Source organism: Variovorax sp. V116 (genome assembly GCF_041154435.1).
Classification (GTDB): Bacteria; Pseudomonadota; Gammaproteobacteria; order Burkholderiales; family Burkholderiaceae_C; genus Variovorax; species Variovorax paradoxus.
In genome coordinates, this window is the sequence record NZ_AP028661.1 from 4696519 (window position 1) to 4718348 (window position 21830).

General features: G+C 64.0%; 22 protein-coding genes and 1 pseudogene. 13 read left to right on the plus strand and 10 right to left on the minus strand.

The window, feature by feature from the left end; all coding sequences use genetic code 11:
- Positions 1-10: 10 nt before the first annotated feature.
- The gene (locus ACAM58_RS22510) at positions 11-529 is read right to left on the minus strand and encodes a hypothetical protein (protein WP_028256539.1); all 519 of its coding nucleotides are present in this window, start codon (positions 527-529) and stop codon (positions 11-13) included.
- 178 nt (positions 530-707) lie between these two features.
- Positions 708-1577 carry a restriction endonuclease gene (locus tag ACAM58_RS22515; protein ID WP_369663566.1) on the minus strand — a complete coding sequence of 290 codons (870 nt, stop codon included), beginning with the start codon at positions 1575-1577 and terminating at the stop codon, positions 708-710.
- A gap of 331 nt (positions 1578-1908) precedes the next feature.
- On the opposite strand from ACAM58_RS22515, the gene ACAM58_RS22520 reads away from it, so the two are divergent.
- On the plus strand, positions 1909-2880 hold the full coding sequence (locus ACAM58_RS22520; RefSeq protein ID WP_369663567.1) for a putative phage abortive infection protein: 972 nt from the start codon (positions 1909-1911) through the stop codon (positions 2878-2880).
- A gap of 477 nt (positions 2881-3357) precedes the next feature.
- Here the strand turns inward: ACAM58_RS22520 and ACAM58_RS22525 are convergent, their stop codons facing one another.
- Positions 3358-3930, minus strand: coding sequence for an XRE family transcriptional regulator (locus ACAM58_RS22525; protein ID WP_041945567.1), 573 nt, complete (start codon positions 3928-3930; stop codon positions 3358-3360).
- 239 nt (positions 3931-4169) lie between these two features.
- On the opposite strand from ACAM58_RS22525, the gene ACAM58_RS22530 reads away from it, so the two are divergent.
- Complete coding sequence (locus ACAM58_RS22530) at positions 4170-4361, plus strand: helix-turn-helix transcriptional regulator (RefSeq protein ID WP_150106816.1); 192 nt, start codon at positions 4170-4172, stop codon at positions 4359-4361.
- A gap of 124 nt (positions 4362-4485) precedes the next feature.
- Here the strand turns inward: ACAM58_RS22530 and ACAM58_RS22535 are convergent, their stop codons facing one another.
- Genes ACAM58_RS22535 through imuA form a run of 4 tightly spaced genes read right to left on the minus strand, consistent with a single transcriptional unit; the run spans position 4486 to position 10170 of the window.
- The gene (locus ACAM58_RS22535) at positions 4486-4950 is read right to left on the minus strand and encodes a thiamine pyrophosphate-binding protein (protein ID WP_369663568.1); all 465 of its coding nucleotides are present in this window, start codon (positions 4948-4950) and stop codon (positions 4486-4488) included.
- A gap of 40 nt (positions 4951-4990) precedes the next feature.
- On the minus strand, positions 4991-8113 hold the full coding sequence (locus ACAM58_RS22540) for an error-prone DNA polymerase (RefSeq protein ID WP_369663569.1): 3123 nt from the start codon (positions 8111-8113) through the stop codon (positions 4991-4993).
- Positions 8114-8123: 10 nt separating this feature from the next.
- On the minus strand, positions 8124-9479 hold the full coding sequence (locus ACAM58_RS22545; RefSeq protein ID WP_369663570.1) for a DNA polymerase Y family protein: 1356 nt from the start codon (positions 9477-9479) through the stop codon (positions 8124-8126).
- Entirely contained in the window at positions 9421-10170 is a 750-nt protein-coding gene (gene imuA, locus ACAM58_RS22550; RefSeq protein WP_369663571.1) for a translesion DNA synthesis-associated protein ImuA, read from the minus strand. Before imuA ends, ACAM58_RS22545 begins: the two co-directional genes overlap by 59 nt.
- 263 nt (positions 10171-10433) lie before the next feature.
- On the opposite strand from imuA, the gene ACAM58_RS22555 reads away from it, so the two are divergent.
- The 9 genes and pseudogenes from ACAM58_RS22555 to ACAM58_RS22595 all read left to right on the plus strand — a co-directional run bounded on the left by ACAM58_RS22555 (position 10434) and on the right by ACAM58_RS22595 (position 17000).
- The gene (locus tag ACAM58_RS22555; protein ID WP_369663572.1) at positions 10434-11357 is read left to right on the plus strand and encodes an SOS response-associated peptidase family protein; all 924 of its coding nucleotides are present in this window, start codon (positions 10434-10436) and stop codon (positions 11355-11357) included.
- Positions 11358-11923: 566 nt separating this feature from the next.
- Positions 11924-12391 carry a hypothetical protein gene (locus ACAM58_RS22560; RefSeq protein ID WP_369663573.1) on the plus strand — a complete coding sequence of 156 codons (468 nt, stop codon included), beginning with the start codon at positions 11924-11926 and terminating at the stop codon, positions 12389-12391.
- A gap of 131 nt (positions 12392-12522) precedes the next feature.
- Positions 12523-13170, plus strand: a complete 648-nt coding sequence (locus tag ACAM58_RS22565) for a hypothetical protein (RefSeq protein WP_369663574.1) — start codon at positions 12523-12525, stop codon at positions 13168-13170.
- 184 nt (positions 13171-13354) lie between these two features.
- Positions 13355-13816 (plus strand): hypothetical protein, encoded by a 462-nt coding sequence (locus tag ACAM58_RS22570; protein WP_369663575.1) that lies wholly within the window; start codon positions 13355-13357, stop codon positions 13814-13816.
- Positions 13817-13961: 145 nt separating this feature from the next.
- Positions 13962-14279 carry a hypothetical protein gene (locus ACAM58_RS22575; RefSeq protein WP_369663576.1) on the plus strand — a complete coding sequence of 106 codons (318 nt, stop codon included), beginning with the start codon at positions 13962-13964 and terminating at the stop codon, positions 14277-14279.
- Positions 14280-14441: 162 nt separating this feature from the next.
- A complete protein-coding gene (locus ACAM58_RS22580; protein WP_369663577.1) occupies positions 14442-14675 on the plus strand; it encodes a hypothetical protein in 234 nt (77 codons plus the stop codon).
- 45 nt (positions 14676-14720) lie between these two features.
- A complete protein-coding gene (locus ACAM58_RS22585) occupies positions 14721-15077 on the plus strand; it encodes an RHS repeat domain-containing protein (protein ID WP_369663578.1) in 357 nt (118 codons plus the stop codon).
- Between the two features lie 128 nt (positions 15078-15205).
- Positions 15206-16140, plus strand: a pseudogene (locus ACAM58_RS22590) (Ku protein).
- Positions 16137-17000: a tetratricopeptide repeat protein gene (locus ACAM58_RS22595; RefSeq protein WP_369663579.1), complete on the plus strand. Its 864-nt coding sequence runs from the start codon at positions 16137-16139 to the stop codon at positions 16998-17000. Before ACAM58_RS22590 ends, ACAM58_RS22595 begins: the two are co-directional and overlap by 4 nt.
- 9 nt (positions 17001-17009) lie before the next feature.
- On the opposite strand, the gene ACAM58_RS22600 is transcribed toward ACAM58_RS22595, so the two are convergent.
- On the minus strand, positions 17010-17189 hold the full coding sequence (locus ACAM58_RS22600) for a DUF3606 domain-containing protein (protein ID WP_369663580.1): 180 nt from the start codon (positions 17187-17189) through the stop codon (positions 17010-17012).
- Positions 17190-17368: 179 nt separating this feature from the next.
- On the opposite strand from ACAM58_RS22600, the gene ligD reads away from it, so the two are divergent.
- The gene (ligD, locus tag ACAM58_RS22605; RefSeq protein ID WP_369663581.1) at positions 17369-19942 is read left to right on the plus strand and encodes a DNA ligase D; all 2574 of its coding nucleotides are present in this window, start codon (positions 17369-17371) and stop codon (positions 19940-19942) included.
- A gap of 349 nt (positions 19943-20291) precedes the next feature.
- Here the strand turns inward: ligD and ACAM58_RS22610 are convergent, their stop codons facing one another.
- Positions 20292-20864: a helix-turn-helix domain-containing protein gene (locus tag ACAM58_RS22610; RefSeq protein WP_369663582.1), complete on the minus strand. Its 573-nt coding sequence runs from the start codon at positions 20862-20864 to the stop codon at positions 20292-20294.
- 195 nt (positions 20865-21059) lie between these two features.
- Between ACAM58_RS22610 and ACAM58_RS22615 the strand changes: the two genes are divergently transcribed.
- Positions 21060-21296, plus strand: a complete 237-nt coding sequence (locus tag ACAM58_RS22615; protein WP_369663583.1) for a helix-turn-helix domain-containing protein — start codon at positions 21060-21062, stop codon at positions 21294-21296.
- 140 nt (positions 21297-21436) lie between these two features.
- Here ACAM58_RS22615 and ACAM58_RS22620 read toward each other — a convergent pair whose 3' ends face one another.
- A complete protein-coding gene (locus ACAM58_RS22620) occupies positions 21437-21724 on the minus strand; it encodes a hypothetical protein (RefSeq protein ID WP_369663584.1) in 288 nt (95 codons plus the stop codon).
- Between the last annotated feature and the right edge of the window lie 106 nt (positions 21725-21830).

The following is a 21830-nucleotide window of genomic DNA, read 5'->3' on the forward strand; positions in this document are numbered from 1 at the left end:
GCTCGACTGTTTAGGGCGTGACATCTGTGACGTGTTGAAGCAGAGCGAACGCCACGCGCCATGCACGGCCGTCGCAGTGAACGGTGGCCGTACGCTGGTTGATCCGAACGATTTTTCCGACATGCCGCTTCAGGCTTTGGTCGGTGAAGCTCACACGCTGGCCGATGCGGAAGTCCTGTTTGTGATGGATCTCCGGCGGCGGCCTCAGCGGCGCTGCAGTCGCCGGTGAGGATGACGTGCCTGCCTGCTGATCATCGACAGGCACGACGGCCGCGTACAGCACGCTGAAGCGCTGTTTGCTTTGCTCGTCGATCAGCGAGACCTGCCGGTCCTTCATCGCCGCGATGCGAGCCTCACGCAACTTGCCGGTGCCCCAGTCCCAGTACTTCACCAGTTGGCCCATGTGCAGCTGCGAGCGCGCCTGCACGATGCGCCTGGGGTCGGCCATGAGTTGCTCGATGACCCAGCTGAGCTGGTACAGCTCGGCGCTTGTGGCCATGGGGAGATCTTCGATCTGCTTGACACGCATGCTGGCGATTTTGCCAGCGGCGATGTGCTCAGGCCGCGAGCCTGTCGGTCGGCGGTGAGCTCGTCGGCGCCGCCTTGGCAAGCTCACTGGCGGCTTTGCCGAGCCAAGCCTCCCCCTCCTGCGGCGAAGGTTGGACGTTCTCCAGATCGACGAGCAAAGTGGACGCCTGTGCCCATGCTCAAGCGGTGCCGCGGCACCGCGGATAGTCCGAGCACCCCCAGAATTCTTGGCCTGCGTTGGCTCCCTTTCTGGCCGTACGTCGCACCATGGGCTGCGTGCACCTGGGGCAGCTCGGGGCGGCTGTCTTCGCCGCTTGGGGCGCTGCGTTGCTGGCCTGCTCCGTCGCCCTGATGTCGGCGGCGGGCTTGGCCGAAGAGCCGCCTCGGGCCTGCTTCAACAACCGGTGCAACTGCGGGCCGTCGAGCAGGCGAAGGTTGCGACCACTGGCGAACGCTTCGGCCTCCGGCGTAAATCGACCGGAAGTGACAACGAATCCACCGGCGGCCCCTTTGGCCGCCATGACGCCATAGAGCTCGCGCACCACGGGCACGCCGACCTTGAGGGCCCGCCATTGCTTGCATTGCACCAGGTACTTCTCTCCGTTCTTGCGAAGGGTGAGATCGATGCCGTCATCCGGACCCGCCTCGAAGTTCTCCGCGACCTGGTAGCCCTGCAGGCGGAAACCCTCGCCCACCAGCATCTCGAACTCTCGCCAGCTCATGTCGTCAAGGATGTCGGGAGCGTCTGAACGGGTCACGTTGTCCATCAACGAACGCCTCGCGTGACGGCGCCAAGCAGAGATGGCTGCGCCGGCGAGGCAGAGGATCGGCACGATGTACTGCCCGCCAGTCGCCAGGCCGCGCCCCACGGCTCCGACCATCGCATTGCCCACCTCACCGGGGCCAAGGGCACTGGGAAGGGGCGCTATCGCGATGCGGTGGAGCAGCAGGTACCCGGCAAGAGCCAGGATGACCCCCACATACCAAGGCAACAAGGCAATCAGGTCGACCACGTCTTCGGCGGGGCTGGTTCTTTTGCGGCGGGCCATCGATGAATTCCTCCTTCTGGCGGATTTTGCCCAAAAGCAGCCGACTTTGATACAGTCCGTTACGCTCGTCACGATGGGATTTCGGCCGGCCACGTGCGTGCGACACGGATCGACACACTGGCCTTTTTTTTAACGCACCCCCCGGTCCGCGCCGAAGCCCAAACTGAGGCGCCGCGCCGATGAATCGCACCATGGGGTGGAAGCAAACGCCGTGATGCTCACGACCGATACCGGTTATGACCATGATTGAATTGCTGAATCGTCGCAGCTGGCGATTTACTACTCCGTTCTTTGAATGACCTCCACCAATGCGCCTGTCCCCAAGACGTCCATGAGCGAGCATTTGCTCATGGCTGCGTATTGGATCGTTGCCATCGTCATCCTCGCCGCACTCGTCGTCCTGTTGGTGTACTTCCATGCTTTTGGCGGGCAAAAAATGTCCCGCGATCCCGGCGATTGGGGAGCGTTTGGAGACTACGTCGGCGGGCTTATCAACCCCCTCGTCGGAATCGCCACAGTCACGTTGATCTTCCTGACGCTCATGCTGCAGCGGAAGGAACTGCAGGCCTCGCTTGAAGAAATACGCAGTGCCCATCGAAGTGCGGTGCTCCAGGGATTCGAGCAGTCGCTGTTCTCATGGCTAGCCAACTATCACTCCCTTCTCTCGGCCACGAAAAGCAAACTCGGCGGCGAGGGACGTCAAGCCTTGACAACCATGTACGAGCAGCGCTTCTCGAGCGTGGTTGCGATGCAGAGGCATCAACGTGCCGAAGGCCTTGGGGCCCTCGATGAAGAGGAAGCGAAGATCTATCTTGGGGAAATACGCAGGGCGTCCGCAACCGGGGACGCCGAAGAAAAGGGCAACCTCTCCAACGTTTTCATGATCGCGCTCTGGGGCTACAAAGAAGTCATCCGTATGCATCGATCGGAGTTGGATGCCGTCTTTCGCACCCTGTACCGTCTGCTGCGGTGGATCGACACCTCTGAACTCGACGATGTTCAAAAGTGGCACTACGTCGCGCTTGTGCGCGCGCAACTTTCCTGGATCGAGTTGGTTTTTATTCTCTACAACTGCCTCACACCGGAAGGCGAGAAGTTTGCTGATCTGGTCAATGACTATGCGCTCTTCGACAATCTGGAGGGGGCACCCGATGAACTGATTGATGCCATCGCCCATGAGTTCACTGTGTCGCCCCCGTCTTCGTTCACGGCGAACCTGCCACCAGAACCATGGCCGTTCAACGAAGCTGCATTCTCATCCGAGGTCGCCAAAGCCAAACGCAAGCTGCCACCGTCGGCATAGCCAGCCCTCATAGCCGCACAAGGACTCTGCCCTTGGAATTCCAGCGTCGAACTCCCCTTGCCGTTTCGCGGCTCCGGAGCGTTGCCGTCGATCGACAGCTCGAAGACCGCCATCAATGTTCGGCATGCCGAACATGACGGAGGTAGACGGAACGATCCCGCCCTCGTAGCCGCACGAGCACTTTTCCCTCGAAGTTTCGACGTCGTCCTGCGACCGCCGCTCCAGGCTACCGAACCCGAAAATTCATTCCGCTCGCGGAGCAACTCCACGCGGCCGTTGCATAAGTTTCCTCACGGCGCCATCAAGCAAAAGACCTCCGCTGTTGCGACCGTTCGAGACTTTCTCGGTGTTCGGCATGCCGAACACCGAGAAATGGAGCCGGACAGAGAGGTGAATTCGGCACATAGCGAATTCGGGGAGACCATCGAACGGACATCCGCGTCGCCCCGCTGCGCGGCAGTGCCGCCAGGAACAGGCCTACTCTCGCAGCGTAAACACCACTGAAAGGTATGAGACCGGCTGGGTCTGAATGGCCTCGATCCCATGCAGTGCGGTCGCATCGAACAGCAGCGAGTCCCCTGCCCTCACCTCCGCAGTCCTGCCGCCATAGCGGTAGCGGACCTCTCCGGACAGGAAGTACAGGAACTTCAGACCCGGATGCTGGAAGGTCACATAGGGATCGGCGCCGGGCAGCAATGTGACCAGGTAGGGCTCGACGAACAGGTTGCCCGACAGCAGGTGGCCCAGCAGCTCATAGCGGTAGTCGGCCACCGCCCCGATGCGATCGACCAGGACACCATGTCCTGCACGCACATGGCAAAAGTCAGTGCGCCGCGCCTGGTCCCCGAAGAACCGCGACGTCGGCACCCCAAGACCATTCGCGAGGCGCTCCAACGTCTCCACCGACGGCGAGACCAGCCCGCGCTCGATGCGTGACAGCATCGAGGCCGAAATCCCCGAGGTCTTGGCCAGCTCGCCGCCTGACACCTCGGCCGCCATGCGCAGCGCCCGCACCTGCGCCCCGATGCGCGCCGCGGACAGGCTGCGCACGACCGGTGCTGGTTGCCTCGGCCGAACGCGCGTGATCGACGCCGGCAGTTTCGGCAATTGCGCGGTGGGAAACGGCGACGGCATCCGAACATTTCGCATGACCACAGACCTCTTGTAGAGCCATCAGGTCTTTCGATTGTGACTCAAACGCGGCTGACGTAAAAGCAGCTTTCTCGAAGACTTCCCCCGTGACCAGTCCTAGGAATTCTTCGAAGCAACCCCAAGCCTCGGCGAGGGAGGTGCTTGCTTTGAATTTGATCCGCCAGCGCGGAGCAAAGGGGTGGTCCCAGGAGGCTTTGGCATTCGAAGCAGGACTGCATCGGACGTTCGTCGCCCACGTTGAGCGTCAGGCTCGCAACATTTCACTCGACAATCTCGAGCGCCTCGCATTGGCACTGAATCTCAGGCCATATCAGCTTCTCGAGGAATAGTCGCCGCCGGATCAACGATCCGAAGCGTCTCGCGCCCTTCTGCGCCCCCATACAGACCTCTCTTGAGTGCGCCGGCCGTTCTATTTGGACTGGTGCCGCGCCTGCGAACAGCACCTGAGGTGCGCTATAGCGACTTTGACTGGAGCCGGAGCCTAGCTACCGCTGATTCGGAAGTCCTCGTCTCAAAAGCGAGACATACCGACGTGCATTGAAGCGGCAGGTTGTTGTTCAAGGCCACGCCAAGACCGGAGGCCATGTTGAGGCCGCCCGGCCCCATCTCGCCCAGCGCCACCGCGATCCGCCCCGGCGCGGCATGGGTTGCGGCCGCCATCATGGCCCCGCGCCCTCGTTGCCGCACCTCGACGAAGCGCAATTGCACCTGCTGCGCGACGGCGTGCAGCAGCGGCCCCAGCTTGCCGCCAACAATGCCGAAGACTTCGCGCACCTGCGCCGCGGGAAGCAAGCGCACCGCGCCTGCGCGCCGTTGATCTGCAGGGCCATGCGTCAGTCCTCCGCCATGAAGTTGGCCGCCTTGGCGCTTAGCCGGCGTGTCGGTGGAGGCGGCCGCAGCGGCAAGGGCAGTCACCATGTCGGTGGCCGCTGCAGGTAGACCATTACTACGTCGATTGCTACCGGAAATCCCTGCTCACCGTCGCCCCCGCCAACCGCCCCAGCAGCGGCGTCAGATCTTCCAGCCGCGTCGCGACCAGGTTCTTCACCGCTCCCTCGCGCTGCCACCTGCCGTGAACGGCCATGAGCCGAGCGCCCAGCAGTTCCTCGCGCTGGACGTCCCTGAGGCTCTTCCAGACGATCACCTGCACCACACCCGTCTCGTCTTCCAGCGTCACGAAGATCGTGCCCTTCGCCGTCTCCGGCTGCTGGCGCAAGGTCACGATGCCGCAGTGGCTCACCTGCGCACCGTTGTCGATCCCGTCCAGATCCCGCGCCGTCATGAGCCCGCGCCGCACGAGGCGCTCGCGCAGCAGGGCAAGCGGATGCCGCCGCAAGGTCAGGCCGGTCGACGCATAGTCGAACACGATCTCCTCGCCCTCGGGCGCCGCGTCGAGCTCCAGAAAATCCTCATCAACCGGCACCTCGCGCAGCAACCCGGGCGCCGCGCGCAGGCCGGACGCCTCCCAGACCTGCTGGCGCCGGTGACCCGACAGGCTCATGAGCGCGTCGGCCGCGGCCAGCAGCTTCATCTCGTGCAGCTCCAACTGCGCGCGCAGCGCCAGGTCCTCCGTGCTGTCGAACACCTGCTGCACGCGGGCCTCGACGATGCGCCCCGCCGAGGCCGACGCGAGCCCGCCGATCATGCGCAGCCCGAGCCGCACCGCCGGTTCGTGCGCGAGGTCTTCGAGGGTGCAGTCCACGCCGCTGTACATCACGTCGACCGGCCGCACCTCGACGCCATGGCGCCGCGCGTCCTGCACGAGCTGCGACGGCGAATAGAACCCGAGCGGCTGCGAGTTCAGCATGGCCGCGAGAAACTCCGCCGGGTGGTGGCACTTGATCCAACAGCTCGCGTAGACCAGCAGCGCGAACGACGCGGCATGGCTTTCCGGGAAGCCGTACTCGCTGAACCCCTTGATCTGCTCGAAGATCGCCTTCGCGAAGCTCTCCTCGTAGCCGCGCGCGGTCATGCCGTCCACGATCCTGGCGTAGTAGTGCTCGAGCCCGCCCTTGCGCTTCCACGCCGCCATCGACCGCCGCAGGCCGTCGGCCTCGCCCGGCGTGAAGCCCGCCGCCAGGATCGAGATCTGCATCACCTGCTCCTGGAACACCGGCACCCCCAGCGTCCGGCCCAGTGCTTCCTTGAGCGCCTCGCTCGGGTAGACCACCGGCTCCCGGCCCTGGCGCCGATTCAGGTACGGGTGCACCATGCCGCCCTGGATCGGCCCCGGCCGCACGATCGCGACCTCGATCACCAGGTCGTAGAAGCAGCGCGGCTTCAGCCGCGGCAGCATGCTCATCTGCGCACGGCTCTCGATCTGGAACACGCCGATGGTGTCGGCCTTGCAGATCATGTCGTAGGTGGTGCCGTCCTCGGCCGGGATGTCCTGCATGCCGAACACGCAGCCCTGGCGCAGGCCGATGAAGTCCAGCGCCTTGCGGATCGCGGTCAGCATGCCGAGCGCGAGACAGTCCACCTTCAGCAATCCGAGCGCATCGAGGTCGTCCTTGTCCCACTCGATCACCGTGCGGTCGGGCATCGAGGCGTTCTCGATCGGCACCATGCGGCACAGCGGCCCCTTCGTGAGCACGAAGCCGCCCGTGTGCTGGCTCAGGTGCCGCGGAAAGCCGATCAGTTGCTCCGTGAGGTGCAGCAGCTGCTGCACCTGCAGTGAATCCGCAGACAGCCCGAGCTCCTGCAGCCGCTCCGGCCGCACCGCCCCCCCGTCCCACCACTGGTGCCCCTTGGCAAGGGCGTCCACCGTCTCCAGCGACATCCCCAGCGCCTTGCCCACGTCCCGGATCGCGCTCTTCGGCCGGTAGCTGATCACCACCCCGGTGATCGCGGCGCGGTCGCGCCCGTACTTGGCATAGAGGTACTGCAGCACCTCCTCGCGCCGCTCGTGCTCGAAGTCGATGTCGATGTCCGGCGGCTCGTTGCGCTCCTTGGAGATGAAGCGCTCGAACAGCACGCTCATGCGGCCCGGGTCGACCTCGGTGACGCCCGTGCAGTAGCAGACCACGCTGTTCGCGGCGCTGCCGCGGCCCTGGCAGAGGATGTGGCGCGAGCGCGCGAACATCACGATGTCGGCCACGGTGAGGAAGTAGTGCTCGTACTTCAGCTCGGCGATCAGCGCGAGCTCGTGCTCGATCTGCGCCTGGACCTTGGCGGGGATGCCATCGGGCCAGCGGCGCCCTGCTCCCTCGTAGGTGAGGCGGCGCAAGTACCCGGCGGGCGTCTCGCCCGCGGGCACCACCTCGTCGGGGTACTGGTAGCGCAGCTCCTCAAGATTGAAGCTGCAGCGTGCCGCCACCTTGAGCGTCTCCGCGAGCAACTCGGGCGCATAGGTCTGCGCGAGGCGCAGCCGCGTGCGCAGATGCCGCTCCGCGTTGGGCTGCAGTTCAAGGCCGCAGTCGGTCAGCGGCTTGCCCAGGCGCGTCGCGGTCATCACGTCCTGCAGCGGCTTGCGCGAGCGCACATGGAAATGCACGTCGCCCGCGGCCACCAGCGGAATCTCCGTGGCCGCGCTGACCTCGCCCAGGCGATGCAGCCACATCTCGTCATCGAGCAGGCGCAGCTTCTCCACGGCGAACCAGCAGCGCCCGAGGAACTCACGCAGCAGCCAGGTCCCGAGCCAACCCAGCTGCGCCGGCGTGGCCATGCGCCGGGGCGAGGCCAGCACCACGCAGTCGGCGAGTTCGGCACCGCGGATCTGCGCGAGCGTCAGCTTGTAGGTGCCCTTCTCGGAGCTGCGCCGCAGCTTGGTGATGAACGCCGAGAGATTGCCGTAGCCATCGAGATCGCAAGCCAGCACCGTAAGCGTGAAGGGCGCGGCCTCCGGGTCGAGCTCTGCATCGGGCTCGACGAGGAACTGGCTGCCGATCAGCAGCTTCAGGCCATGGTCCTTCGCCGCCACATGCGCGCGCACCACACCGGCCAGGCTGCATTCGTCGGTGATCGCGAGCGCGGCGTAGCCCAGCTGCTTCGCGCGCTCGACAAGCTCGTCCGGCTGGCTCGCGCCGCGCAGGAAGCTGAAATTGCTCACGCACCGCAGCTCGGCGTACTCGGGCAGTTCCATGGGAGATCTCTCAGGCGAAGGTGCCGTGCAGGAACCAGGCCGTCTCGTCCTGCGCGAGCCGCATCTGGAAGATCCACAGCACGCCGGCATGCTCGCTCACGGCCACCCAGTAGTCGCGGCTCGCCTGGCGCGTGGTCTCCTGCGGGCCGTCGCCCGGATTCCTGCCGCCGCCCTCCTCCACGGTGCGGTCCCACCATCCGCCCTCGACGCGATGCGGCCCCGCGAGCAGCTGCAGCACGCCCTGGTAGATCGGGCGGTTGTGCTGGGTCGCGAGGCGCAGCGGCTTGGGCAGGATGAAGGTCGGCTGCGGCACGTCGACCGTTCGGCACCGCGCCCGTGGCGCCGGTTCGGGCGCCGGGCGCCAGCGGCACATCCACTCCAGGCGGTGGTCTTCGAGGATCACGGGGCGCAGCACACGGTCGGGCCCGAGCCGCGCCGCGATGCGCTCGAGCACCAGGGCCAGGCTCTCGCCCGACTGCTGCGCCTCGGGCAGCATCGAGCGGCTCTTCTCCTCGAGCGACTGCACCTCGGTCGCGAGCAGCTCCAGGTCGCCCACGGGCGCGAGCAGCTCGACCTTGCCCAGGTGCTCGGCCAGCAGGCGCATCAGATGTTCGGTGTCGCGCGTGGCCTGGGCGGTGCGCACGGTGAGTTCGCCGCCGTCACCGGCGGTCCTGGCGCGCATCGCGTCATGGCACCAGCGCAAGGTGAACGCGGTCACGCCGGACCGCCGCGCCATGAGCCAGCCGGCCATCTGCAGCATCAGGCGACGCGCCCCGAACAGCATGGCGGGCGCATGCTCGACCCGCGCCATCAGCTCGAGCCTGGCGCGGAAGGTCTCCGGCAGTTGCGCCCAGGGATAGGTCTCCGGCCGCAGCCCGTAGGCCTGGTCGAGGGTCGCGAGCAGCTGGGCGTCGAAGCGCCGGCTCAGGCCGCCGCGCGGCAAGGCCCGCACCTGGCCCAGGGTCCGGCAGCCGAGCCGGGCAAGCGTCGCCTGGTGGGCCGCGACCTGCGTCAGGGTTTCGAGCGGCAGCGCGTCGAGCAGTTGCGCGAGCGGCTTCGCGAAGCCGTTCGACAGGCCGGCCCGGGCGACCGCGAGCGCGGCGAGGCTGGTCGGCGCCCAGCTCAGCTGCCGGACGCCGAGGTCGGGGCATTCCTCGCGCACGCGCTCGACCAGGCGGCGCTTGCCGCCGAACAGGCGCACGCTCTGTTCGACTTCCATCACGACCGCCGGACACGACAGAAGCGCTTCGAGGACCGCGACGCGGGGCGTGAACTGCAGGCACCACGTCGCGAGGCCATCGAGCGCCTCAGTGCGCGGCTGCGGGTCGGCCGGCAGGCTGTCGGGAAGAAGGGCTGCCCACAGCATGGGAAAGCTCCCGGGATTGGCGCGCCGCGATCAGGCGGCTCGGGTGGCGAAGGCGCGGCGTGAGGATGGCCTCCAGGCCACCGGGCACCGAGGAGAGCGTCAGTTCCCCCTCGTGCGGCGGCCCCTTGCGCTTGAGCAGGTGGATGCGCAGCTCCCAATCGACGCCGAAGCGCGCCTGCAGACGCAGCGGGGCGGCCGACGACTCGTGCTCGGCCGCGGCTGGCCGGCACAGGATGACGGGTCCGTCGCAGCCCTGGGCGCAGACCTGCAGCCGCCGGATCTGCTCCTGGCGGGCCTGCGGCAACCAGCTCACGAGCATGCCAGCGGCATTGGCCTTGATGAGCTGCTCGGTCGCCCACAGGCGCTCGACGGGCTTGTCGGCGGCGATCCAGACCAGGTGGCGCTCGTCGAGGCCGAGGTGGCGCAGCCCCGGCAGGTGCGGAGCCTTCGGCGGGCCGATGACGACGATCTGCCGGCCCTGCGCGACCAGCGTGCGCATGGCGGGCGCGAGCAGCCGCCATTCGAGCACCGAGGGCTGGACCTGCAGCACCTCGGTCAAGGACTGGCAGGGCCAGCCGCCGCCCGGCAGCTCAGCATCCAGGCGCTCGAACCCTGTGCTCACGGCCGAAGTGACCGGGGTGCCGAGCGCATCGCCGCGCCAGACGGCCGCTTCGACCGCGTGCGGCAGCACGACGTGCGGGCGCCGTGGCCGCTCTGACGGCAGTGAACTTTCGCGGGCCGATGGCGCTTCATCGCCATCGGCCCATGACAGGGGGATGGCCAAAAGGACTCCAAATACTGTATGGATGAACAGTATCCATCCGGCGCAGGGGCGTGAGCAAGAAGGTTTACAAATCTGCCCCCGGCCATGCCGCCTTGTGAAATCCGACCCGCCTGCACGCCCAAGGAAAATCCCCGCCCGGCGAAGCCGGAACCCCCGCCACAATGGGACGCATGTGCTACTCAGCCCAGATCCGCGCAGACTACAAGCGGTTCTTCCGCCAGTTCGGCGGCGTCCTGTCGCTGCGCGCGTTCGCCAAGCTGTACTACGAGCGCCAGGGCAATCCCAGGATCAAGATCCCGAAGGCGGTCGACGCGGCGTTCATGAACCCCGAGTCCGACGAGGAGCGGGAGATCAAGGGCCTGATCGACGCCTTCAACGCCGAACAGGCCATGGCGCTCGAGCAGGACCTCTTCAAGCAAAGCAAGCGACTCGCCGACGCCGAACGCAAGCTCCAGGTCAAGGAAACCAAGAAGGCGGTGGAGGATGTGCGGATCGCCACGGCGAAGATCGAGTGGGGTCTGGGCAAGCTGGCGGACCTGAACCGCGTCGAGCTCGAACCGCGCGATGCGCGGATCTTTCCGGGCGTGTATGTCCCCGTGATGATCTGGGAGGACGGCCAGCGGATCGTGAAGCCCATGCGCTATCAGTGCCGGCCCGCCGGCAAGCCCGCGAAGTTCGATGCGCTCTATCCCGGCACCTACAACGCCCGGCGCGACAACCTGGAAGGGTTCTGGAAGGACGTCTTCGGCCGGTCGCACGGGATCATGGTCGCCAATGCCTTCTATGAGCACGTCGACCGGGAGGGCGAGGATGTGGTGCTCGAGTTCAGGCCGCGGCCGCAGCAGGACATGCTGGTCGCATGCCTCTGGTCCGTGTGGTCGGCGCCGGGCGAGCCCGACCTGCTCTCGTTCGCTGCCATTTCCGATGAACCTCCGGAAGAGATTGCGGCAGTGGGCCACGACCGCTGCATCATCCCCATCAAGCCGGAGAACGTCGACACATGGCTGAGGCCGGATCGCGCGAACCTGGAGGCCTCGTACGCGGTCCTCGATGACCGCGAGCGGCCGTATTACGAGCACAGGTTGGCAGCATAGGTGCAGGCCCAGTTCCTTTGCCAATAGCGGCTCCAGACTGGTAAGAATCGTTCGCCGGTCGCGATCTGAAAGTCAGAGGCGGCAGTCACCTGTCAATCGATGCGCGCCGCCCTCAACGACTACTATATCTTCGAGGTCGGAACTTGCCGGCGGGAGCCTGCGGGCAGGCCACTACGACCCGTCGTGGCCCGCACGCATTGGAACTCCCGACCCGAAGCGGAGATCGACGACTTGGGCAGGCTGGCGAAGCGGAGATCCACGACTTAGGCAGGCTGGCGAAGCGCAGATCAATTCATCGTGGACACGATGTCTGCCGGCCCTCAGTCCATCAAGATGACTTCACCGCGTGCCTACCGATAAGTCACAGCCCACCGAGACCGTGGAATCGCTGCCAGCTGACCCAGAGCGCTTGAAGACGCTGCGAGATCAGTGCAAGGTCGATCGAGTCAAAGTAGGCGTCGAACTGTGCGACCAGGTGGCTGCGGCGTAACTGGTGATTTGGCTTGGCAAGCGCGATCAGCGACTAAGATTGTGAGATGAACAAGCACCCTCTACGTCTTCCACCCATGTTCGGCGGCGTTGAGGATGGCTCGGTGGTTTGGAAACGAATCGCGGAAATCGACCACGGCCTGCTCGGCTACTTCTTGACATGCCACCTCGTGATTGAGCATTACATGGACGAGTACCTCAAGGCGACCATGACACAGCTCGATTGGGAGAAGGCGAAGCTAACATTCGGACAGCGGATGAACCTCTTGAAATGGGAAGAGCTGGTGCGGGACCAGAAGTTCGATCCCATCCCCGCGATTAAGCACATGAACACGCTGCGGAACAGGATCAGCCACCGATTGGAGATCAAGCTAGACGCGGAAGCTTTGCTGCCGCTCACGTACTACTTGAAGGGCCTTGACTCGCAAGGTCTCACCATTCCGACAGACCCGAAGAAGCTTCTCGAAGTGTTCGTCAACACGTGCTGTGCCACGTTCGCAAGTCACCTCACCTTCCAGCACCGCCGACAGTATCCGAATAGCTAGATCGCGTTTCAAGTACGCTGCCACTACGTCATCAAGCAAGTGAACAAGGGTCTGCCGGTTCTCAAAATTTCGGCCGACCAATCCACGCAGGCAGCGTTCGCAAGAACTCGCCGCATTCTGAGGTCAGTACCATGACTTACGGCATCCACCCTTCAGAGGTGCTGCGGCAATACTTCGAGGCGAAGCCGTATCAAGGCGCAGCACCGGATTCGGCACGCTTCCTCTTCTTCGGTCTTGATGCGAACTTTGATCACGGGATCGAAAACTCGGACGCATATCCAGACGTCCGTGCGTACCTGGAGGACGGCGTTCGGTTCTGGAAAACGAACAAGGAGCACCACCATCACCCATTTCTGCTTCCCTCATACCGTGGAAGCGGTCGTGGCTACCATGAACGATTTGCCCGTATCGGGTTTGGCCACGAGCACGCGGACCAAGTATCGTTCGTCGAGCTTCTGCACTTGCCGACGTTCGGCTCAGGGCGTCCAGTGAAGGCTCAGCTGAAGGAGTCCCATCTTTCCCAACTCGAGGAATGGGTCCAAGATGGATCAGCACGGTACATATTCATCCCCAAGTCCGTGCTGTCGATGCTGAAGCGTTCAAAAAAATTTCGTTGCCTCCCGTCTGAACCGATCGGACATCTCCGCTCACTACCAGTGCTTAGTGAGTCCAGTCAGAAGACGATCTTCGCGCCGTTTCACTTTTCGTTCCGATACATCTCGCGAGAGGAACGAGACCGTCAGCTCGAAGACATCGGTGCACTGATCGACAAAGCATAGGCTGCTTTTAGAAAGAGCGGAAGTCGTTTCGCCGGTTCAAGAGGCATTCAATCAAGTGAACAAGAGCCGGCCGATTCCGAAGATGTCAGAGAGCATCCGGCAGCGGAGGGATGCACAGCGCAAGGCGTTCGCCGCTGGTTCTCCTCGGTTACAGTCATTCACTCGATGAGGAGAGTGAGAACAGATGACTTCACCTATTCACAAGTCAATCAGCACGCAAGCGCTGCGTGCTGCAACTCGGAAGTTCTTCAGCTTGCACTGGTCGACAGACGTGTCGGGAAAAATCCCGCGGTGGGTTCGCCTAGACGAGACAAATGTGTCGGAATCCGTGCGCCAAGGGGGATGCTATGCCATCCTCGATAAGAACGAGAACGTTTCTTATGTGGGCCTTGGCATTGCCAAGGCGCTAAAGGAAGGCGCAGCTGGGGGTGTCCTTGGTAGGTTGCACCGCCATGTACTCGTTCGCGGAGCGTTCAACATGGGCGAACTCAAGCCGAAGCGGGACGTGTGGAATGAGATGAGCGGCGTCCTCTACGTCCCATTTGAGAAACACGAGTATCTCGCGGCAGCGCTTGAAATCTACCTAATCGGCAAGTTCGGCGCCGCGCTCCTACACAACAAGGGTCGGGTTCGTCGTGAACTCTGAAAGCGACGCGGCGCCAGAGCCGCGCGATTGCCCCGATTTCGCTGCCGTTGTAAGGGCTGCTCTGCCAGTTGGAAGGTCCTCGCAGGGCCCCGGCGTTCGCGCCCGGTTTCTTCGGGACCTGGAGCGTGTCAGCAAGAACCCAATCGTGAAGATCGACATCTTGGACATAGAGGTCGTGTTTCGCGGTGCGCGATGGCCTACCCTGGGGGTCGGGATCGATTCAGGCGACTACAGGCCGCAGCGTGCAGCGGAGCAGGCATTCCGGGCGACCGGCTACCGATGCGCCTCTCACGCGCTGATCGTCGTCGCATTTGCACCGGGGGATATGGGAAATGGCGAGCCCAGGATCGCAGCGAGGCATATCTACCAGCACATGGAAGAGGACTGCTTCGTGTGTGTCGGGGCGATCGAGGATGATCAGCTTGCTCGCGGCACGATTCGAGTGAGCGCCCTCCTTGGCTGATGCTCGCCGCCCTCCGGGCGCGTGATGTGCAGTCCTTCGTTGCGATAGAAACTAGATCGCGTTCCCCTCAGCCATGCGGCCCAGGATGGCGAAGGACATGGCAAAGCAACGCCAAGTCTTGCGATCCAGCATGGCGCGGAGATCGACAACTGGAGATTGCAAATGGAAAATCCGCTTGTCCGTTCAGGTAACTACATCCGACAGCGGAAAAATTTTCTCAGGTTCGCAGTTGTGTGCTTTGGCACAGTTGCTTCTGTTCTTTCTATTCTTCTCTTCGGCTCTTACGGTGGATGGCCGTTGCGGATCTTTCTCGTCATCGTTTCGTTCGTGACCGGATATTTTTGGGGGGTCGCTTTTTGGGCCTTGTTCCTGAAGAACGTCTTTCATCAGAAATGAGTTAAGAAGGGCGTCGGTGCGAAGCGGCGACCAGGAGGACTTCACATGGTTATCTTCTCGGAGGTGCGACCGCGCGCCAAGGGTCGGCGCTTGCACGACTTCCGCCTGGTGTGGCTGTCGGTGCTGTTTGTGCTCTGTGCGGTTTTCACTGCGGCCGCCTTTGCCGAGGTCCAGTACGTGTACGACGAGAACGGCCGATTGGTCCTAGTCGTCGCGCAGACAGGCGCCAGTGCTCAGTACTCTTACGATGCCGCGGGCAACATCATCGCGCTCGCTCAAGTCCCAGCGTCTTCCCTCTCCATCGTTGAATTCACCCCCAATGCAGATCCCCGTCGGCGCGACGGTCACCCTTGGGGTAATGCCGAGGGGGTGCAAAGAGTGCACCACCCTCCGAAATCGTGACAGAGTTTCTCCTACGAAGCATGGAGCAGATGGCCCAATTGACGCGCTACAACACGGAGATCTAGCATCTTCCCCTCACCTGTCGTGGGCAGGTGGCATTCGCCTTTCAGAGGTGTTGAGGAGTCCGCATGGCAGCCCGTTCGATCGCGTCGCTCACGCTCAGCTTCGGCCTGGTTTCGATCCCGGTGCGCCTCTACTCCGCCACGGAGAGTTCCAGCGAGATCCGTTTCAACATGCTCACCAAGAACGGTGAGCGTCTGAAGCAGCAGTACATCTCCGAGAAAACCCGCAAAGTGGTCGAGCGATCGGAAATGGTCAAGGGCTACGAGTTCGAGAAGGACCATTTCGTCCTCTTCACCCCTGAGGAGTTGAAGGCCCTCGAGGAGGGCAGCAGCCCGTCATCGAGATCGTGGCCTTCGTTCCGATCAAGACCATTGACCCGGTGTTCTACGACAAGGCCTATCTCCTGGCCCCGGACAAGCGCGGCGGCAAGCCCTATGCATTGCTGGCCGAAGCGATGCGCAAGAGCGGTCGCTGCGCCCTGGCGAAGTGGGCATGGAAGGCCAAACAGCATGTCGTCCAGGTCCGCCCTGTCGAGGACGGCCTCATCCTGCAACAGCTCCTGTACGCGGACGAGGTCCGCTCCCTGCAGGACCTGAACATCGAAAAGGTCACCGTTGCGCCGGCCGAGTTGCAGCTGGCCCTTCAACTCATCGACCAGATCTCCCAGGACACCTTCGATCCCACCCAGTTCGAGGACGAGGAGAAGCAGCGGGTCCTTGCGGCCATCGACGAGAAGATCGCCGGCAAGCAGATCGTGGCCTCCGCCCACAGCGAGGATGCCGCCACGGGCCAGGTCATCGACCTGATGGACGCACTGAAGGCCAGCCTCGGCAGCAAGGCCGCTGCGTCAGCCGCCCGGTCGGGCAAGCCGACCGACAAGTCGGCGCGCAGCAACGTCACCCCGATGCTCGAGGCAAAAGAACGCAAGTCGGCACGGCGCGCGCCGGCGAGAGCTCCGGCACCCGCCCCGGCGCCGTCCCGCGCACGAGCGAAGAAGTGAACGCCAGGGCGACCGAAGGCTACACCGTTCGGAAGGTCCAGCAGATGCTGGGCATCTCGAGGGCCATCATCGACCGGCTCGTGCGCGCAGGCTTCGTGTCGCCGACGCGCGGGCGCCGCAACGAGCATCGCTTCGCGTTCCAGGACGTCATGCTCTTGCGCACGGCGTACGACCTCCAGCGGGCGCACATTCCCCCTCGCAAGATCCTGCGATCCCTGCAAAGTCTCAGGGCCTCCCTGCCCCGCGAGCTGCCTCTCACGGGTCTGCGCATTTCCGCCGTGGGTGAGGAGGTCGCCGTTCGAACCAGGGACAGCACCTGGGAAGTCACCTCTGGACAGATGCTGATGGATTTCGAAGTGACGTCGAGCGACGGAGAGCTCGCCTTCATCGATCCGGTGAACGCCGCGCGCACCTCCAATCCGTCGCCGGCGGATCTCGTGAACCTCGGTGCGTCGCTGGAAAAGACGGACCCGGCGGGCGCCGAGGCGGCGTACAGGTCTGCCCTCGAGGCAGCACCGGATTTCGTGGACGCCATCTTGAACCTGGGCGCACTGCTGTGCGAGCGCGGGTGTTGCGCCGAGGCGGTTCAGCTGTACGAAAACGCGCTTCCCGTCGTCACCGGATCGGCGCCCGTGCACTTCAACCACGCCATCGCGCTGGAAGATGCGGGCCAACTCACGGCCGCGGCGCAGGCCTACGCCCGCGCGCTCGAACTCGACCCGGGATTGGCCGATGCCCACTACAACCTGGGCCGGCTGCACGAGCAGCTTCGCAATCCCCAGGCCGCCCTGCGGCATTTCAGCGCCTACAGGCGCCTGACGCGCGAGCCGTCGGCGCAAATGGATGACGAGGATGCCTAGCCGCCGCGGCTACTTGCCCTTGAGATGCTTTTCGACTGCCTCGGCACTCGTGCCGACGGCTTTCACCGCGGCCTTCAACTGTTCCGGTGTGACCTTGAGCTTCTTCGACCAATCCCGCAGCTCGTAGTCTTCGTTCACGTTGATGCGTGTACGGTCCTGGCCGCCCGGTTTGCGCTTGTCGTCTGCCATGTGGGTCTCCTGCTCATGGGCTGTTCGCCGACCACGAGGTCGACGGCGAGCCGCAAAGGTCCCTCGGCCGCCGGAAGCGCAACGCCGGACGGGGCCGAGTCCGGTTGGAAGGGAAATCCCACAGCCGGACGCGCCGACGACCGTCCCCCGGATCATCGGCACATGCCCACAGTCCAGCCATGGCCGCCCGCGACACCACCGCCGATCCCCTCTCCCGGTACTGGGCCAAGCGGGACTTCGCGATCACGTCGGAGCCGCGCGGTCAGCGCGCCAGGCCCGGCAAGGCCCTGTCCTTCGTGATTCAAAAGCACGCTGCGTCACGCCTCCATTACGATTTCCGGCTGGAACTCGACGGCGTCCTCGTCTCCTGGGCCGTGCCGAAAGGGCCGAGCTACGACCCCGCCGACAAGCGGATGGCGATCCACGTGGAGGACCACCCGCTGTCCTACGGCTCGTTCGAGGGGACCATTCCTCCGAAGCAGTACGGTGCGGGCACGGTCATCGTCTGGGACAACGGGACCTGGGAGCCCATCGGCGATCCCCACGAGGGCCTGGCCAAGGGAAAACTGGTCTTCCGATTGCATGGCCAGAAGATGGAAGGGCTCTGGGAACTCGTGAAGATCGCCAAGGGCGGCGAGAAGCAGGAGCCCTGGCTGCTGTTCAAGAAGCGCGACGAGTTCGCCCGTGCCAAGGCGGACTATGACGTCGTGTCCGCGCTGCCGGACAGCGTCATCGCGAAACCCTTGCGTACCGCGGCGCCGTCGGCGCCGCGCACCAAGCTCCAGACCCGCGCTCCCACGCCGAGTTTGAAGAAAAGTGCCAAGGCACAGGCTGTCGTTGCCGGCGCGAAGAAGGCGCCCATGCCGGCCGGGATGTCGCCCCAGCTCGCGACGCTGGCGTCCGGCGTACCGGCCGTCGGCGAGTGGGTCTACGAGATCAAGTTCGACGGCTATCGCGTCATGGCCCGGATCCAGGCAGGCAAAGCCTCGCTCATCACCCGCGGCGGCCATGACTGGTCCGCCAAGATGCCACGGCTGGTTCAGGAACTGGGGCAGCTGGGCCTCAAGTCCGCCTGGCTCGATGGCGAGATCGTGGTGCTGAATGACGAGGGCCTGCCGAGTTTCAACGCCCTGCAGAAAGCCTTTGACCGTGGTGCAGGCAGCGACGCGATCGTGCTGTTCCTGTTCGACGTTCCGTACTTCGAAGGCTACGACCTGCGGGAGGTGGCGCTCGGCGCCCGTCGCCAGCTGCTGAAGGCGCTGCTCGACGAGCGGGCGACGGAACACGTCCGCTACAGCGCCGATTTCGAATCCGACCCGTCCTCCATCCTCAGTTCGGCCTGCCAGATGAACCTCGAGGGCGTGATCGCCAAGCGCCTCGACGCGCCTTACGTGTCCAGGCGCTCGGAGACGTGGCTCAAGCTCAAGTGCAAGCGGCGCCAGGAGTTCGTGGTGTGCGGCTACACCGACCGAACCGACGGATCGCCGCAGATCGGCAGCCTCCTGCTTGGCGTCCATGGTCCGAACGGCGACCTGATTTCCGTCGGCAGCGTGGGCACGGGCTGGGATTCCACGGAGGCGCAGGACATCAAGCGCAAGCTCGCCAAGCTCGAAGTGCCCAAGCCGCCGTTCGCCGCCGGCGCCAGCAAGCCGGGCCGGTGGTCGAAGCGGGTGGCCGGCAGCGAACGGTGGGTGAAGCCGGTCACCGTCGCCGAGGTCGAGTTCGCCGAGTGGACCCCCGAGGGGCAGATCCGGCATGCGTCGTACGTCTCCCTGCGTACCGACAAGCCCGCCAGCGCCATCGTGCGCGAGACGGCGAAGCAGATGGGCCCCGGACCGTCGAAGCCGGCCCGCAAGGCGGCGACGGGCAGCGTCAAGGTCAGCAACGCCGAGCGCGTCATCGACCCGAGCACGGGCCTCACGAAGCTCGACCTGGTGCGCTACTACGAGTCGGTGGCTGAATGGATGTTGCCGCACCTCCAAGGCCGCCCTTGTTCGCTGGTCCGAGGACCCACCGGTATCCAAGGAGAGCTGTTCTTCCAGAAGCACGACGACAAGCTGAGCATCCCCGGGGTCAAGGCGCTTGACGAGAAGCTGTGGCCGGGGCATGCGAGGCTGCTCGAGGTGGGCACGATGCAGGCGCTGGCGAACGCGGCACAGATGAATGTCATCGAGTTCCACACATGGAACTCGCTCGCCAGGAACATCGACAAGCCGGACCGGATGATCTTCGATCTGGACCCGGGCGAAGGCACGACCTGGCAGCATGTGCAGGAGGCCGCCACGCTCGTGCGCACGTTGCTCTCGGAGCTTGGCCTCGAGTCCTGGTTGAAGACGAGCGGCGGCAAAGGGCTCCACGTCGTCGTGCCCCTGGCGCCCAGACTCGGCTACGACACGGTCAGGGCGTTCTCGCAAGCGATCGTGCAGCATCTCGCGAGGGCCATACCGTCGCGGTTTGTCGCAAAGAGCGGCCCGTCCAATCGGGTCGGCAAGCTCTTCGTCGATTATCTGCGCAATGGGCACGGCGCGACCACCGCGGCCGCGTTCTCGGCGCGCGCCCGGCCCGGCCTTGGCGTTTCTGTCCCTGTGAGTTGGGACGACCTCGCCACCCTGAAAAGCGGTGCGCAATGGACCATCGCCACCGCGCGCGAGCACCTGTCATTCCAGACCAGTGACCCATGGGAGGGGTACTGGAAAGCCAAGCAGACGCTCACCGGGCCGATGAAGGTGCTCGGCTTCACAAAGAAGGTATGACGCGCTGATCCAACGCCTCGAACTTGGAACCACGAAACACAAGAGTCGGCCCGAACTCGCGGAGATGCGCCGCGAGACGGAAGCACATGCAGTATCTCGCCTGGCGGTTCGTCGAGGATCGGCAGCCAATGCTCCGTCCACGGCCGCTGCATGAATTTCCTCACGGCGCCATCAAGCAGAAGACCTCCGCTGTTAATAACGTTCGAGATTTTTCTCGGTATTCGGCATGCCGAACACCGAGAAGTAGAGCCGGACAGAGAGGTGAATTCGGCACGTTGCGAATTCGAGGAGAACCATCGAATGGGCATCCGCGCCGCTCCCGCTGAGCGGCAGTGCCGCCTAGAACAGGCTACTCTCGCAGCGTGAACACCACCGACAGGTAAGAGACCGGCTGGGTCTGAATGGCCTCGATCCCATGCAGTGCGGTTGCATCGAACAGCAGCGAATCCCCTGCCCTCACCTCCGCAGTCCTGCCGCCGTAACGGTAGCGGACCTCCCCGGACAGGAAGTACAGGAACTTGAGGCCGGGGTGCTGGAAGGTCACATAGGGATCGGCGCCCGGCAGCAGCGTGACCAGGTACGGCTCGACGAACAGGTTGCCCGACAACAGGTGGCCCAACAGCTCGTAGCGGTAGTCCGCCACCGCGCCGATGCGATCGACCAAGACACCATGTCCTGCGCGCACATGGCAGAAATCCGTGCGCCGCGCCTGGTCACTGAAGAAGCGCGAGGTCGGCACCTGCAGACCCTGCGCGAGGCGCTCCAGGGTCTCCACCGAAGGCGAGACCAGACCGCGCTCGATGCGAGAAAGCATCGAGGCAGAAATCCCTGAGGTCTTGGCCAGTTCGCCGCCTGACACATCGGCCGCCATGCGCAGCGCCCTCACCTGCGCACCGATGCGAACCGCGGACAGGCTGCGCACGACAGGTGCTGGTTGCCGCGCCCGGGCACGCGTCACCGAGGCCGGTAGCCGCAGCGGCCTAGCGCTAGGGAGAGGTGACGCAATCGCTCGATTAGACATATGGAACAACCCTGCTGCCGAGATGACGAGGTCTAGGCGGACCAAGCGATTCTAGTCTGTTTACGACTATTCCTGAATGGACTTAACGATTGCTGGATGTCTGTTTCGCTTTACGATCCTAAATATGAGGAACTCCGCTCTTTGCTTCGCAGCCTGCGGTTGGAAGCCGGCCTCACACAGGTTCAGTTAGCAGATTCGCTCCGCGTCGGACAGTCATACGTTTCAAAAATTGAACGAGGTGAAAACTTTTTGGACGTTTTGCTCTTTGCTCGATGGTGTTCTGCCTGCGGCGTCAAGGCCGGGAGTACTCTGGATAAGTTTCTGGACCGTTGATTTGAGTGAATCCCTCGTGTCAGTGCCTTTCCGATTCGTGACCAATAAGGCTGCGAACGAGAACTTGGACCACCCGAGGGTAGTTCATGCATTTGTCCGAAGACAGGATTCGAGCGGTCCAGCACCTCATCACCAAGCCCTTATCCAACCGTGAGGCCTTCGGGCTCGCGAAGCGACTGGATCAGTTCAGGGGAAATCTGGCGTCGAAGATCGAAAGCTTCCAACACTGCGGAGTTAAGGCCGGGCATTTTTGGCGGCTTGGCCTGCCCGACATAAGGCTCCGGCAAATGTGTCAATGCCTTGCCATGGGCGGCGACGCCTATTCGTCCAGCATCTGTTTCGATGCTGTCGCAGCCGCTGAAGCTACTGCGTGGTCCGGCATCGCGGCTCGCAGTAGCAACCTCAAGCACGGAACCACTGCCGCGCATGATTCTCGTTCACATGTCGATTGCTCCGAAGTTGGCACTCTTTCGGCGGAAATATTTCGCGGAGTGTCCAAAATTCTCGTTAACCCCAGACCCTTCAAGGTTCGGC